This is a genomic window from Pseudomonas oryzihabitans (assembly GCF_032027545.1).
Taxonomy (GTDB): domain Bacteria; phylum Pseudomonadota; class Gammaproteobacteria; order Pseudomonadales; family Pseudomonadaceae; genus Chryseomonas; species Chryseomonas oryzihabitans_F.
The window spans coordinates 1-13,179 of record NZ_JAVSJB010000019.1 but is presented as its reverse complement, the minus strand read 5'-3'; the positions used below and the strand labels follow the sequence as shown (position 1 = coordinate 13,179).

Below are 13,179 nucleotides of genomic sequence, written 5' to 3'. Positions count from 1 at the left end.
CTGCGGCCTGGGGATTACTGCTTGATCTCGACGTAGGCTTCGTCGCGGATCTGTCTCAGCCAGGTCTGCAGCTCCTGGTCGTACTTGCGGTTACGCAGGAGATTCAGTGCCTGCTGTTCGCGGGCCTGCTGGGTGTTGTCGGTGGCCCGACGGCCCAGGACTTCCAGGATGTGCCAGCCGAAGGAGGTACGGAACGGCTGCGACAGTTGGTTGACCGGCGAGTTGTTCATGACCTCGCGGAATTCCGGGACCAGGGACTCCGGGTTGATCCAGCCCAGGTCGCCGCCATTGAGCGCCGAGCCCGGATCTTCCGAGAAGCTCTTGGCCAGGGTGGCGAAATCCTCACCGTTCTGGATGCGCTCGCGCAGCCGTGCGGCCAGGCGCTGGGTCTCGGCATCGCTACGCACCGCGTTGGGCTTGAGCAGGATGTGACGGACATGGACTTCGTCGACGATGCTCGCCTCGCCACCGCGCTTCTCTTCCACTTTCAGGATCACGAAGCCGCCGGGTACGCGCACCGGCTGGGTGATGCCCCCGACACCGACGCCGCCGATCAGGCGGTCGAAGGGCGGCGGCAACTGGGCAGCCTTGCGCCAGCCGATCTCACCGCCATCCAGGGCGTTGTCGCCGGCCGAGCGGGCGATGGCCAACTGGTTGAAGTCGGCGCCCTGACGCAGCTGGTTGTAGGTGTCCTGGGCCTGGCGCGCGGCAGCGTCGAGACCCGCGGTACCGGCGTTATCCGCCACCGGGATCAGGATGTTGGCAAGGCGGTATTCTTCGGAGAGCTGCAGCTTGCCCAGGTCCGAGGCGAGGAAGTTCTGCACTTCCTGCTGGGTGACCTGCACGCGCTGGCCGACCTGGCGCTGACGCACCCGGCTGATCATCATCTCGCGACGGACCTGTTCGCGGGCCGCATCGTAGGAAAGACCATCGCGGGCCAGGGCCTGGCGGAACTCGGCTACGCTCAGGCCATTGCGCTGGGCGATGGTGGCGACGGCCTGGTTGAGTTCGTCGTCGGAGATTTTCACGCCCATGCGCCCGGCCAGCTGCAGCTGGATGTCTTCCAGGATCAGGCGTTCGAGTACCTGCTGACGCAGCTCGCTTTCCGGCGGTGCCGACGCGCCGCGGCGGGTGATGTTCTGCTTGACCTCGTTGAGACGCTGATCGAGCTGGCTCTGCATGACCACGTCGTTGTCGACGATGGCCACGACCTTGTCCAGCGGTACCACGGCAGCCTGAGCCAGGGGGGTAAGAGCGAGCGCCGCGCCCAGGGCGAGCGGGCGCAGGGCGTTACATAGCTTGGTCTTCACGTTCACGATAGCCTTGAATGCCTCTGTCCAGGAAGCCTTCGGTCTTGCCGCCGAAGACGTTGCCAAGCCCTTTGAGCACGATCTGCAGGAATACCCCACGGTCGGCTTGGGAACTTTGCGATGTGTAGTAGACGTCGTCTTCGCTCTTTAGCCAGTAGCGGCTGATCAGACGCAGTTTCCAGCAGCAGTTGTCGTATTCGAAGCCACCGAAGGCTTCCAAGGTACGGCTCTTGTTGTAGTCGAACTGCCAGCGGGCGATGGCCGACCACTGGGGCACGATCGGCCAGATGAAGGAGATGTCGTGCTGATCGATCTTGTAGTCGTCGCTGTTGTAGGTGAAGCGGCCCAGGTTCGGATCGTAGACCCGGACGTTGTCGCGGTAGCGATAGCCGACGTTCAGGACCTTGCCCGGCTCGGTTTCCGGCTGGTAGTGGAACATGACGCTGCCGGAATCAGTGTGATGCAGTACCGGGTCCCAGTTGTATTCGCCATTCACGCGCCAGTCGCGGTTGAAACGGTACATACCGGCCAGGGCATAGGGTGAGCGCGAGGTAGTGGCATCATCGGGCAGTTCGTTTTCCAGGCCTGGCAACTGCACCTCGCGGTCGCGGAAGTAGAACAGTTCGCCAAAGCTTACGTTGGCGCGCTCGAAGCCATTAGGCTCGATGAAGCGGCTAGTGGCGCCCAGGGCAATCTGATTGGCATCGCCCATGCGGTCGGCACCGGTGAAGCGGTTGTCGCGCCACAGCGAGCTGTAGCTGAAGGTGTATTCGCCGGTATCGAAGACCGGGATGTCACTCTGATCGCGGTAGGGGACGTAGAGGTACTTGGCGCGAGGCTCCAGGGTTTGCTTGCCGCCCTCGCCGAACAGGTTGGAGCTGCGGTCGAAGTAGAGGCCGCTATCCAAGCTGAACAAAGGGACGCTACGGCTAGGGCTACTGTCGTAATTGCCACCGGACTGCGCGATCTGGTTCTGACCTTGAGTGTCCAGATCCAGATCGTACTGGGTGTAGTAGTAACGAACCGCCGGCGTCAGGAAGCCCCAGCTCTGGGTCATGGGCAGGGCCATGCCGGGCGCCAGGTTGTAGCGATTACCGTTGGCGCGGGCTAGCCCGAAGATGTTGACGTCCGGGCGGGTACGAATGTTGGTCTGGTTGCCGTTGTCATCCAGGTCGAAGTAGACGTTGTCGTCGAAGCTGCGCTCGAAGCGTACCGCCTCGGTGTCGTAGGTGAAGTCCAGGCCGCCCGGATGGTAGGGCAGGGCACCGTTGACGGTCAGCTGCGGCAGGCGGTTGTAGGGCGTCACGTCGGAGACCGTCGCCAGCTGGTAGGCCTGCATGTTCAGCGCCGCGGTGAAGGTGTCGCCGCGGTAGGTCAGGCGCCCCTGCTGGTTGACGTAGGTCGGCTTGTTGATGCCGAGGTCGGTGTCCAGGTCCTGGAAGTAGTAGGGGTCGCTGATGCGGGTATAGTCCACCTCGGCCATCAGGCGCGAATCCAGGCCGCTGCGATTCTTCCAGCCGTACAGCCAGCGGTTGTCGGTGGCTTCCGGTTCGCCCTCGTGCTCGGGATCGCTGTCCTTGAGATAGGAGCCGTAGACCTGGCCTTCGCTGCTGCGGGTCAGGTAGCGGAACTCACCCTCGGTCTGCAGGCCGTGCTTGGCCATGAAGCGCGGATAGAGGGTGGCGTCGTAGTTGGGCGCCAGGTTGAAGTAGTAGGGCGTGGTGATCGCGAAGCCGGTGTCGCTGGAGGTGCTGATCGAGGGCGCCAGGAAGCCGGACTGCCGACGGTCGTCGATCGGGAAATAGATGAACGGCGTGTAGAGGACCGGGATGTCCTTCACCCGCAGGGTGGCGTTGGTCGCGTAGCCCAGGCCCGTCGCCGGGTTCAGGGTGACGGTGTTGCCCTTGACCTGCCAGGCGTTGCTGCCCGGTTCGCAGGTGGTGTAGGTGCCGTCCTTCAAGCGAATGATGGCGTCGTCGCCGCGCTTGGCGTAGAGCGCGCTGCCGCGGGCATGGCTCTGGTGCATGACGAATTCGGCGTTGTCGACCTGGACCTGGCCGTTGTCCAGCTGCATATCGGCCTTGTCGCCGACCATCAGCAGGCCGTTGTCGCGGAATCTGACGTTGCCCTTGAGCTCGCCGCGATTCTCCAGCTGGTGCAGGTTGGCTTCCTGGGACTCCACCTGCATGCCGCCCTGGCGCAGGACCACGTCACCGGCGAGGGTGGCCACCTGCTGTTCCTGCTCGTAGCGCGAGGCCTTGGCGGACACATAGGTGGGGGCCTTGGCGGTCGGGGTGTCGTCGTACATGCCCGGACGCACCGGCTCGACATAGGCGCCGCTGCAATAGGGCGCGGTCTCGGCCAACTGGGCCGCGGTGAGCCGATCACGCGGGACCCAGTCCAGGTGGCTGTAGTCGGCGCTCCGGGACTTCAGGGCGCGGCCCTTGCTCTCGGTCACCAGCACGGCGGCGTCGCCTTTGCGCGCGGCGGGCTGCGCCGCGACACCCGCGGTCTCGCCCTTGCTCGGGCGAGGCGGCAGCGCCGCTGCCGGGGCCTGGGTGTTGCACGACCAGCCACCGCCAGCGCCGGCACTACAGCTGAACTGTTCGGCGGGCGCGGCGATCAGGGCGGTGACGGGCTGCATGGCGAGCAGGCTGCCGGTTACCAAGAGGGGAAATTTTCTGCGAAACGCGGGGGTTTTCACGGCCATCCTTAAAGTCGTCCTGCACGCCAGCCATTAAGGGGCCGCGGCCTCTCGATGGGCTCAAAAAGATAGCGGATAATAAAACATGACCTGCGCATCGGCTAGGGCCGGGGGATCCGCTGTAAATGACTGAAGATGTTCGCTTAAACCAGATAGAAGACTGGCTGGCTACCGTTTTGCCGGAAATTTTCCGGGCGCAGGCCTGGGGCGAGGTGCCGTCCGGCAGCCTGACCGCGGCCAGCAGCGATGCCAGTTTCCGCCGTTATTTCCGCTGGGCGGGCGAAGGGCGCAGCCTGATCGTGATGGACGCCCCGCCGCCGCAGGAGGACTGCCGCCCCTTCGTGCGGGTGGCTGCGCTGCTGGCCGCTGCTGGGGTGCATGTACCGCGCATCCTGGCCCAGGATCTGGAGCGCGGTTTCCTGCTGCTGAGCGACCTCGGCCAGCTCACCTACCTGGAGGTGATCAACACGGCGAACGCCGACGATTATTTCGCGGCCGCCATCGAGGCGCTCCTGGCCTTTCAGCGCAAGCAGCCGACGAACGGCAGTCTGCCGCTCTACGATGAGGCTCTGCTGGCGCGGGAATTGGCGCTGTTTCCCGAGTGGTACGTCGGCCGCGAACGGGATACGAGCTTCAGCGAGACGCAGCGCGAGCGTTGGCAGGCCGTCTGCCGCCTGCTGATCGACAGTGCCCTGGCGCAGCCCCAGGTGCTGGTCCATCGGGACTTCATGCCGCGCAATCTGATGCTCAGTACCCCCAATCCGGGCGTGCTGGATTTCCAGGATGCGGTCATCGGCCCGGTCACCTACGACATCACCAGCCTGTTCAAGGATGCCTTCCTCAGTTGGCCGGAGCCGCTGGTTCAGCGCTGGCTGCTGGGCTACTGGGAGCAGGCACGTGCCGCCGGGGTGCCGGTGCAGGCCGAATTCGCCGACTTCCAGCGGGCCTCGGATCTGATGGGCGTGCAGCGTCATCTCAAGGTGATGGGCATCTTCGCCCGCATCTGGCATCGCGACGGCAAGCCGCGCTATGTCGCCGATACCCCGCGCTTCCTTGCCTATATCCGTACCGTGGTGGCGCGGCGGCCTGAGCTGGCCGACCTGGGCGCGCTGCTGGATGAGTTGCATGCCGAGCGAGTCGACGCATGAAGGCCATGATCCTGGCGGCGGGCAAGGGCGAGCGGATGCGACCGCTGACCCTGACCCGGCCCAAGCCGTTGATCGAGGTGAATGGTCGGCCACTGATCGAGCACCACCTGCTGGCGCTGGCCGCGGCCGGTATCACCGAGTTGGTGATCAACCACGCCTGGCTGGGCGATCAGTTGGAGGCAGCGCTCGGCGATGGCCGCCGGTTGGGCGTTGCCATACGCTTCTCCGCCGAGGGTGAACCGCTGGAAACCGGAGGCGGCATCTTCCGCGCCTTGCCGCTGCTGGGCAATGCGCCCTTCGTACTGGTCAATGGCGACATCCGTACCGATTTCGACTTCGGCACCCTGGCGCTGCCGGCGGACTGCCTGGCACACCTGGTGCTGGTCGATAATCCCGCCCATCACCCGGAGGGTGATTTCGGACTGGTGGAGGGGCGGATCAGCCTGGAGATTGCCCCGCGCTTCACCTACAGCGGCATCGCCGTGCTGCATCCGCAGCTGTTCGCCGGCTGCACGGCCGGGGCCTTCCGGCTGGTGGACGTGCTGCGCCCGGCCATCGCGGCGGGACGCGTGTCCGGCGAGCGCTGGCCGGGGCGCTGGGTCGACGTGGGTACCCTGGAGCGTCTGGCGGAAGCGGAGTCGCTGTTCGGTACCGCCTCTTGAAGCTCTGGTTCTGGCCGCTGACGCTGCTGGGCTTCCTGGCCGGCTGGGCCGTGGCCAGCATCCCGGGCGCGCTGCTGGTGGCATTGCTCGCCCATGCGGGGGAGCGCCAGTTGGGGTTGACCTCCGTGACGGGTTGGAAGGCCCGTTGGCGAGGGCGGCCCGGTCGCTTCGAGCACCGGGCGCAATTCCAGATGCTCGGGCGCCTGGCCAAGCGCGGCGGTCGCGTGCTCACCGCCCACATCCGCCAGGCCGAAGGCGAGATCGAGCGGCTGGGCTTGAGCACCGACGACCGCCGGCGCGCCATTGCTGCCTTCGAGGAAGGCAAGGGTGGGACCTTGCCGTCGGCGGTCGAATTGCAGCACCTCAGCGAGCGCGCGGAACCCATCCTGCGCGCCTGTTGGCGCATGGTCTGGATCAGTGGCAGCGTGCGCCCTGGCGATCGCGACGAGATCCTCGGCTGGGGGCAGACGATGGGGCTGGCCGAAGCCCAGGTGCTGGCCCTGCAGCCGCCGGTGCCGACGGCGCCGCGACAGCCCGTCAATGACGAGAAGTACCGCCAGGCCCTGCAACTGCTCGGCGTCACCGAGGATGCCGATGCCGCCACCGTCAAGCAGGCCTATCGACGCCTGCTCAGTCGCCATCATCCGGACAAGAAGGCGGGAGCCGGCGCGGCCCAGTCGGCGGTCTATGCCGCGGCCCAGCGCACCGCCGAGCTGCATGCCGCCTATCAGCTGATCAAGACGCGTCGGGGCTTTCGCTAGCCGCCGGGGGCAGGCGATCCAGCCAGGCGCGCAGGCGGCGGACGGTCTGTTCCTGCTCCGCTGCGCGATCGCCGGGGATGACCGGCAGTTCGATCTGGCGATAATTCTTGTTGGCCTTCTGCGCCGCGCGCTCCTTGCGGCGCTGGGCGGCCGGCCCCGGTGCGTGCACCAGGTCGGCGATCTGCAGGTCGGTCTTGCCCATGGTGGCGTCCAGCCGTGCGGGCAGACCCTGGGGTTCGCGGCCATCGATCAGCGCCAGTTGCTTGACCTCGGCCGGTTCCTTTTCTGCCAAATAACGGGCGGCCCAGTAGGCGCCGGTGCCGTGGCCGACCAGCACGATGTGTCCGGCGCCCTGCTGCAGTGCCAGATCGATACCGGCGGCGATGCGCGCCAGTACGCGCGTGGCCTGGGCATTGGCTGCGGCCTCGGGATCGACCGGGGCGACCGCTGCCTGGGCCGGTTCGCCGCTACCGGCTTCGGCCTGCGTCGGCGCCGTGGGCGCCGTGCCGGTGCCCCCGGTCACCGGGGGTGGCGTCTGCTCGCTGTTGGCCTGGGCGTCGGTGTCCGCCGGTGCGGTATCCCGCTCGATCGCCACCACGGGATCGTAGGGGTCGGGCAGGCTCAGAGCGATGGTCTGCCAGCCAAAGATAGGCAGTTGCTGGCGCACCGGCGCTATCACATTGGGCCAGTCGGCGGATTCGCCATCGCCCGGGACCAGGATCACCGTGCCGGTGGCCTTGGCGCGGGCTGCCGGGAGCAGCAGGGCGAGAAAGGATTCGTCGCCGGCCTGCAGGGTCTTCTGCTGCTCGGCGGGCAGTTGCCGCATCAGCGCCTGCTGCTGCTCCTGGCTGCGCGTCAATGCTGGCGCCAAGGCTGTGGGGGCCGCAGGCGGTTCCGGCGCCGGGGTGGGCGCTTCTTCGGCAAGCACCGGGGCGGCGAGGCCGAGCAGGAGGAGGCAGAGTGGCAGCAGGGCGGGCGACGACATCGACGGGAATCCTCGACAAGGGCACGGTTGACCCTGGCGAGCCTACCGCCGTTCGGCCCGTCGCGGCAGCGGGAACGCCTTAGCGGCGCGCGGATCTCCGTTACAATGCCGCCACTTAACCTTCGCCGAGGCTATCCCATGCAACCCTTCGCCATCGCTCCCTCGATCCTGTCCGCCGATTTCGCCCGCCTGGGCGAGGAAGTCGACAAGGTCCTCGCCGCCGGTGCCGACATGGTCCATTTCGACGTGATGGACAATCACTATGTGCCCAATCTCACCATCGGCCCGATGGTGTGCAAGGCGCTGCGCAACTACGGGGTGACCGCGCCCATCGACGTGCACCTGATGGTCAAGCCGGTGGATCGCCTCATCGGCGACTTCATCGAGGCCGGTGCCACCGACATCACCTTCCATCCCGAGGCGTCCGAGCACATCGACCGCTCGCTGCAACTGATCAAGGATGGTGGCTGCCGCGCTGGCCTGGTGTTCAACCCGGCCACCTCGCTGGATGCCCTGAAGTACGTCATGGACAAGATCGACATGGTACTGCTGATGAGCGTCAACCCCGGCTTCGGCGGCCAGACCTTCATCCCCGGCACCCTCGACAAGCTGCGCGAGGCCCGCGCCCTGATCGACGCCTCGGGTCGGCCGATCCGCCTGGAGATCGATGGCGGGGTCAACGTCAAGAACATCGGCGAGATCGCCCGCGCCGGGGCCGACACCTTCGTCGCCGGCTCGGCCATCTTCGGTCAGCCGGACTATGCCGCGGTGATCCAGGCGATGCGTGCCGAGCTGGCCAAGGCCCAGTCGATATGAGCGCGCTGGTGCGGCTCGGCGGCGGGCATCCGCCCGAGCTGGTGATGTTCGATCTCGACGGTACCCTGCTGGATTCCGCGCCGGACCTGGCCGCGGCGGTGGACGCCATGCTCGAACGGCTGGGCCGCGCCCCGGCGGGTCTGGCCAAGGTCCGCCTGTGGATCGGCAACGGCGCCCGGGTGCTGGTGCGTCGCGCCCTGGCCGACGACATGGCGCATGCCGCGGTGGACGATGCCGCCGCCGACGAGGCCCTGGCGCTGTTCATGGAACTCTATGGCGGCAGCCACGCCCTGACTCGCGTCTATCCCGGCGTGCTGGACAGCCTGGCGCTGCTGCGCACCCTGGGCGTGCGCCTGGCGGTGATCACCAACAAGCCGGAGCGCTTCGTGGCGCCGCTGCTGGCCGACATGGGCCTGGGCGACTTCGACTGGATCGTCGGTGGCGATACCCTGCCGCAGCAGAAGCCCGATCCGGCCGGGCTGCTCCACGTGATGGCCCGGGCGCAGGTGTCCGCCGACCAGGCGCTGTTCATCGGCGATTCACGCAACGACATCCGTGCCGCGCGCGCTGCCGGGGTGCGCTGTGTGGCCCTGAGCTATGGCTACAACCATGGCGAGCCCATCGCCAAGGAGATGCCGGACCTGGTCGTCGACGACCTGCGCGAACTGTTCATCTAGGCTCTGCCCCGAGCCGGCCGGTTGCCATGCCGCGCCGGCTAGGCTAACGTGGCCGCTCTACCCGCCCAAGAGCAAGAGATCGCATCGTGGTGGTCACCCGCACAGGCTCCTCGCGAGCATGGATGAAAGTCATCAAGGCCCTGGCCCGTTGGCGCTGGCGCGCCTGATTTCGTCCCTGCCGGTATCTGACCGGCGCGCTGTGCACCCGACCTTTCGTTTTTCCTCGCCACGAGGCTGATCATGACCCGCGACGACTTCCTGCGCCTGGCCGCTCAAGGCTATAACCGCATTCCCCTGGCCTTCGAAACCCTGGCCGACTTCGACACCCCCCTGTCCCTCTACCTGAAGCTGGCCGATGCGCCCAACTCCTATCTGCTGGAGTCGGTACAGGGCGGTGAGAAGTGGGGGCGTTATTCGATCATCGGCCTGCCGTGCCGGACGCTGCTGCGCGTGCACGGCTACCAGGTGACCGTGCACGAGGGCGAGCGGCAAGTCGAGGCCTGCACCGTCGAGGACCCGCTGGCCTTCGTCGAGGCCTTCAAGGCCCGCTATCGCGTGCCGGTGGTGCCCCATCTGCCGAAGTTCGATGGTGGCCTGGTGGGGTACTTCGGCTATGACTGCGTGCGCTACGTGGAAAAACGCCTGGGTGCCTCGCCCAATCCCGACCCGCTGGGTACGCCGGACATCCTGCTGATGGTGTCGGACGAAGTGGTGGTCTTCGACAACCTCGCCGGCAAGCTGCATTGCATCGTGCTGGTGGACCCGGCCCAGCCGGAGGCCTACGAGCAGGGCCAGGCGCGTCTGGCCGCGCTGCGCGAGCGTATCCGCCAGCCCATCGCTCCCCGGTTGGGTCTGGACTTCACCGCCATGCAGGTGCCTGGCGAGCCGGCCTTCCGCTCCAGCTACAGCCGTGACGACTACGAGAATGCCGTGGCGCGGATCAAGGACTACATCCTGGCCGGCGACTGCATGCAGGTGGTGCCCTCGCAGCGCATGACCATCGATTTTCAGGCCGCGCCCATCGACCTCTACCGGGCACTGCGCTGCTTCAACCCCACGCCCTACATGTACTTCTTCAACTTCGGCGACTTCCACGTGGTGGGCAGCTCACCCGAGGTGCTGGTGCGGGTGGAGGACGGCGAGATCACCGTGCGTCCCATCGCCGGTACCCGCCCGCGCGGGGCCACCGAAGAGGCCGATCTGGCGCTGGAGCGCGACCTGCTGGCCGACGCCAAGGAACTGGCCGAGCACCTGATGCTGATCGACCTGGGCCGCAACGACGTGGGCAGGGTGTCCGCCACCGGCAGCGTGACCCTCACCGAGAAGATGGTCATCGAGCGCTATTCCAACGTGATGCACATCGTCAGCAACGTGACTGGCCGACTCAAGCCGGAGCTGAGCGCCATGGATGCCTTGCGCGCCATCCTGCCGGCCGGCACCCTGTCCGGGGCGCCGAAGATCCGTGCCATGGAGATCATCGACGAGCTGGAACCGGTCAAGCGTGGCATCTACGGCGGCGCCGTGGGCTACCTGGCCTGGAACGGCAACATGGACACCGCCATCGCCATCCGCACCGCGGTGATCAAGGACGGGGAACTGCACGTCCAGGCGGGCGGCGGCATCGTCGCCGACTCCCAGCCGGCGGCAGAGTGGGAAGAGACCCTGAACAAGAGACGCGCCATGTTCCGCGCGGTGAAGCTGGCGGAGGGTAAGGTTTAAACCGCCCGCCACGTGTTAGCGGATAGCCGCCTTGGGCCGCTCCTGCAGGCTCCGATGTAACCGTAGGCGTGGCCGCGATTAGGTCGTTAGTCTGGGGGCCGCTCGCCAGGCGATGCAGGCGCCTGGCGAGCGGCAGATCGTCGAGGGCGGCGCGACACCTGCCAGCGAATGCCGTTCTGCGCGGACTGCCCTGGAGAGCGATCCAGAGCGGTGCGCGCTGCATCGTTCCACCTCCGCCTCCACAACTATTTGCTGTCGTTAAGCCAGTTATTTGTGTGTTGTGCCTGGGGCTTGGGCTTCGCCAAGATGAGTGCCTCGATAAACGCCGTGGCGGCGATCATTCCAGGGAGCTTGGCGCATGTTGCAGCAATTGCATGGGGAGTTCGTGAGCGAGGGGGCCGTGGTCCTGCGTGGCTTCTTCAAGGCGTGGATAGAGCCTTTGCGCGAGGCCATTGCCTACAATGAAGCTCATCCTGGCCCGTTCTTCCGCGACTACACCAGCCGGCCCGGGCAGCCGCGCTTCTTTGGCGACTATTGCAACTGGCAGAAGGTGCCGGGCTATCGGGATTTCATCCAGCACGGGCCTGCCGGCGCCGTGGCCAAAGCCCTGATGGGGTCGCAACGGGCACGCATTTTCCATGAGCACGTGCTGGTCAAGGAAGCCGGCAACGACAAGGCCACGCCCTGGCATCATGATGAGCCCTATTACTGCGTGACCGCCAAGCAGACGGTCAGCATCTGGTTGCCTCTGGATCCGGTGGCACGCGACAGCTGCGTGGAGTTCGTTGCCGGATCCCATCGCTGGGGCAAGCTGTTCAGACCGAGCAAGTTCACCCAGGGCAGCTACGACCATCGGTCGGACGTGCTGGAGCCGGTGCCGGATATCGATGCGCAGCGCGACCAATACAACATCCTGGGATGGGAGCTGGAGTTGGGCGATGCGGTGGCCTTCGACTATCGGACGCTGCATGGTGCGCCGGGCAATCGCTCGCGCTCCCAGTCGCGCCGCGTGATTTCCACCCGCTGGCTGGGCGATGAGGCCGTCTACGTCGACCGCGGCGGCGAGACTTCACCGCCCTATCCGGAGTTGGCCAAGAGCTTGCTTCCAGGTCAGCCGCTACCGGAAAGTCTGTTTCCCTATTGCGCCTGAGCGAACGCCGGGCTGGCGGTCTGGCCTCGTATGAGTGGATGTCGTTCGAAGCGGAGTGTGCGTGGCTGCCTATACCCTGCGTCAACTGAAGTACTTCGTGACCACCGCCGATTGCGGCAGTGTGGCGAAGGCGTCGCGCCAGCTCTTCATTGCCTCCCCGGCGATAGCCTCGGCGATCAAGAGTCTGGAAGAGAGCTTCGGGGTACAACTGGTGATTCGGCAGCCGGCTCAGGGGGTATCGCTGACGCCGGCGGGAAAGCGCTTCTACGGCAAGGCACAGCGGCTGCTCCGCAACGCTCGCGAGTTCGAATACGAGGTCTCGGCTGATAGCGATGAAGCCGCTGGTCAGATCGAGGTCGGTTGCTTCGAGACCCTGGCGCCACTCTATCTGCCCCGTTTGATCGCGGGGTTTCGCGCGCGCCGTCCCGGTGTCGCTATCCAGGTGCACGATGGCGAGCAACAGGAGCTGGTGCAGGGACTGACGAGCGGGCGCTTCGACCTGGCTATCCTGTACGACATCGGCCTCGATGCTACCCTCGCGGCAGAGTCGCTCATGCCGCTCCATCGTCCCTACGTCTTGCTGCCCGAGGCGCATCCACTGGCCAGGCAGGAGTACGTATCCCTACGGGATTTGGCGGCCGGGCCCATGATTCTGCTGGATGTGCTGCCTAGCCGGACATACTTCATCCAGGTCTTCGAGGCCTTGGGCCTGTCGCCGAACATCGCGTTCAGTTCGCCCTCCATCGAGATGGTGCGGGGGATGGTGGGGCACGGCTTCGGGTTTTCCTTGCTGGTGACGCGACCGCATGCGGATACGACCTACGATGGCAAGCGTCTGGCGTGTCGCCAGATCGTCGAAGACGTCGTCGGTTCGAACCTGATGGCGGCCTGGCTCAAGCGGGCGCCGTTATCGCGATCGGCACGCCTGTTCGTCGATTATTGCAAGGAGGAACTGGCCGGGGTTCCGATCCAGGCATGAAAGGGGTTGCCGAGCGTGGGGCGCCGCTCAGTTCCCGCACTGCCGGTGGTCGTGGAAGCGGTCGGCTGCCTGTCCGAGGGATCGCGGCCATGGGCCGCTCCTGCGGATACATCGAGCGCCTGTAGGAGCAACTGTCTTATCGCGGCCATGCCGGTGCGCCGTAGCGACCGCTCTGGTCTGGACTATCGCGGCCATGGGCCGCTCCTACAAAAGCATCACCCCCTGTAGGAGCGGCCCATGGCCGCGATAAACCGACATGCCATCCAGC

11 protein-coding genes are annotated in these 13,179 nt (G+C 66.2%); 8 read left to right on the top strand and 3 right to left on the bottom strand.

Annotated elements, in window-relative coordinates; all coding sequences use genetic code 11:
* Nucleotides 1-14 precede the first annotated feature (14 nt).
* Together RND78_RS22655 and RND78_RS22650 are read right to left on the bottom strand one after the other, a co-directional pair.
* On the bottom strand, nucleotides 15-1,310 hold the full coding sequence (locus RND78_RS22655) for a peptidylprolyl isomerase (protein ID WP_312732240.1): 1,296 nt from the start codon (nucleotides 1,308-1,310) through the stop codon (nucleotides 15-17).
* Entirely contained in the window at nucleotides 1,291-4,020 is a 2,730-nt protein-coding gene (locus RND78_RS22650) for an LPS-assembly protein LptD (RefSeq protein WP_312732239.1), read from the bottom strand. The genes RND78_RS22655 and RND78_RS22650 overlap by 20 nt, the downstream gene beginning before the upstream one ends.
* 119 nt (nucleotides 4,021-4,139) lie before the next feature.
* Here RND78_RS22650 and RND78_RS22645 point away from each other — a divergent pair, with 119 nt between their 5' ends.
* From RND78_RS22645 to RND78_RS22635, 3 genes are read left to right on the top strand one after another with little or no spacing between them, the layout of a single operon-like run.
* Nucleotides 4,140-5,162: a phosphotransferase gene (locus RND78_RS22645; protein ID WP_312732238.1), complete on the top strand. Its 1,023-nt coding sequence runs from the start codon at nucleotides 4,140-4,142 to the stop codon at nucleotides 5,160-5,162.
* Nucleotides 5,159-5,824 (top strand): N-acetylmuramate alpha-1-phosphate uridylyltransferase MurU, encoded by a 666-nt coding sequence (gene murU, locus RND78_RS22640; RefSeq protein ID WP_312732237.1) that lies wholly within the window; start codon nucleotides 5,159-5,161, stop codon nucleotides 5,822-5,824. The genes RND78_RS22645 and murU overlap by 4 nt, the downstream gene beginning before the upstream one ends.
* Nucleotides 5,821-6,585, top strand: a complete 765-nt coding sequence (locus RND78_RS22635) for a DnaJ domain-containing protein (protein ID WP_312732235.1) — start codon at nucleotides 5,821-5,823, stop codon at nucleotides 6,583-6,585. Before murU ends, RND78_RS22635 begins: the two co-directional genes overlap by 4 nt.
* Here the strand turns inward: RND78_RS22635 and RND78_RS22630 are convergent.
* Nucleotides 6,560-7,570: a DUF3530 family protein gene (locus RND78_RS22630; protein ID WP_312732234.1), complete on the bottom strand. Its 1,011-nt coding sequence runs from the start codon at nucleotides 7,568-7,570 to the stop codon at nucleotides 6,560-6,562. The two genes, RND78_RS22635 and RND78_RS22630, sit on opposite strands and share 26 nt — an antisense overlap.
* Before the next feature lie 138 nt (nucleotides 7,571-7,708).
* On the opposite strand from RND78_RS22630, the gene rpe reads away from it, so the two are divergent.
* The 5 genes from rpe to RND78_RS22605 all read left to right on the top strand — a co-directional run bounded on the left by rpe (nucleotide 7,709) and on the right by RND78_RS22605 (nucleotide 12,911).
* Nucleotides 7,709-8,386: a ribulose-phosphate 3-epimerase gene (gene rpe / locus RND78_RS22625; protein WP_312732232.1), complete on the top strand. Its 678-nt coding sequence runs from the start codon at nucleotides 7,709-7,711 to the stop codon at nucleotides 8,384-8,386.
* Nucleotides 8,383-9,063, top strand: a complete 681-nt coding sequence (locus RND78_RS22620; protein ID WP_409457101.1) for a phosphoglycolate phosphatase — start codon at nucleotides 8,383-8,385, stop codon at nucleotides 9,061-9,063. Before rpe ends, RND78_RS22620 begins: the two co-directional genes overlap by 4 nt.
* 240 nt (nucleotides 9,064-9,303) lie before the next feature.
* Nucleotides 9,304-10,782: an anthranilate synthase component I gene (gene trpE, locus RND78_RS22615; RefSeq protein ID WP_312732230.1), complete on the top strand. Its 1,479-nt coding sequence runs from the start codon at nucleotides 9,304-9,306 to the stop codon at nucleotides 10,780-10,782.
* A 358-nt stretch (nucleotides 10,783-11,140) separates the two neighbouring features.
* The gene (locus RND78_RS22610) at nucleotides 11,141-11,932 is read left to right on the top strand and encodes a phytanoyl-CoA dioxygenase family protein (RefSeq protein WP_312732228.1); all 792 of its coding nucleotides are present in this window, start codon (nucleotides 11,141-11,143) and stop codon (nucleotides 11,930-11,932) included.
* Nucleotides 11,933-11,993: 61 nt separating this feature from the next.
* A complete protein-coding gene (locus RND78_RS22605; protein WP_312732227.1) occupies nucleotides 11,994-12,911 on the top strand; it encodes a LysR family transcriptional regulator in 918 nt (305 codons plus the stop codon).
* Nucleotides 12,912-13,179 lie beyond the last annotated feature (268 nt).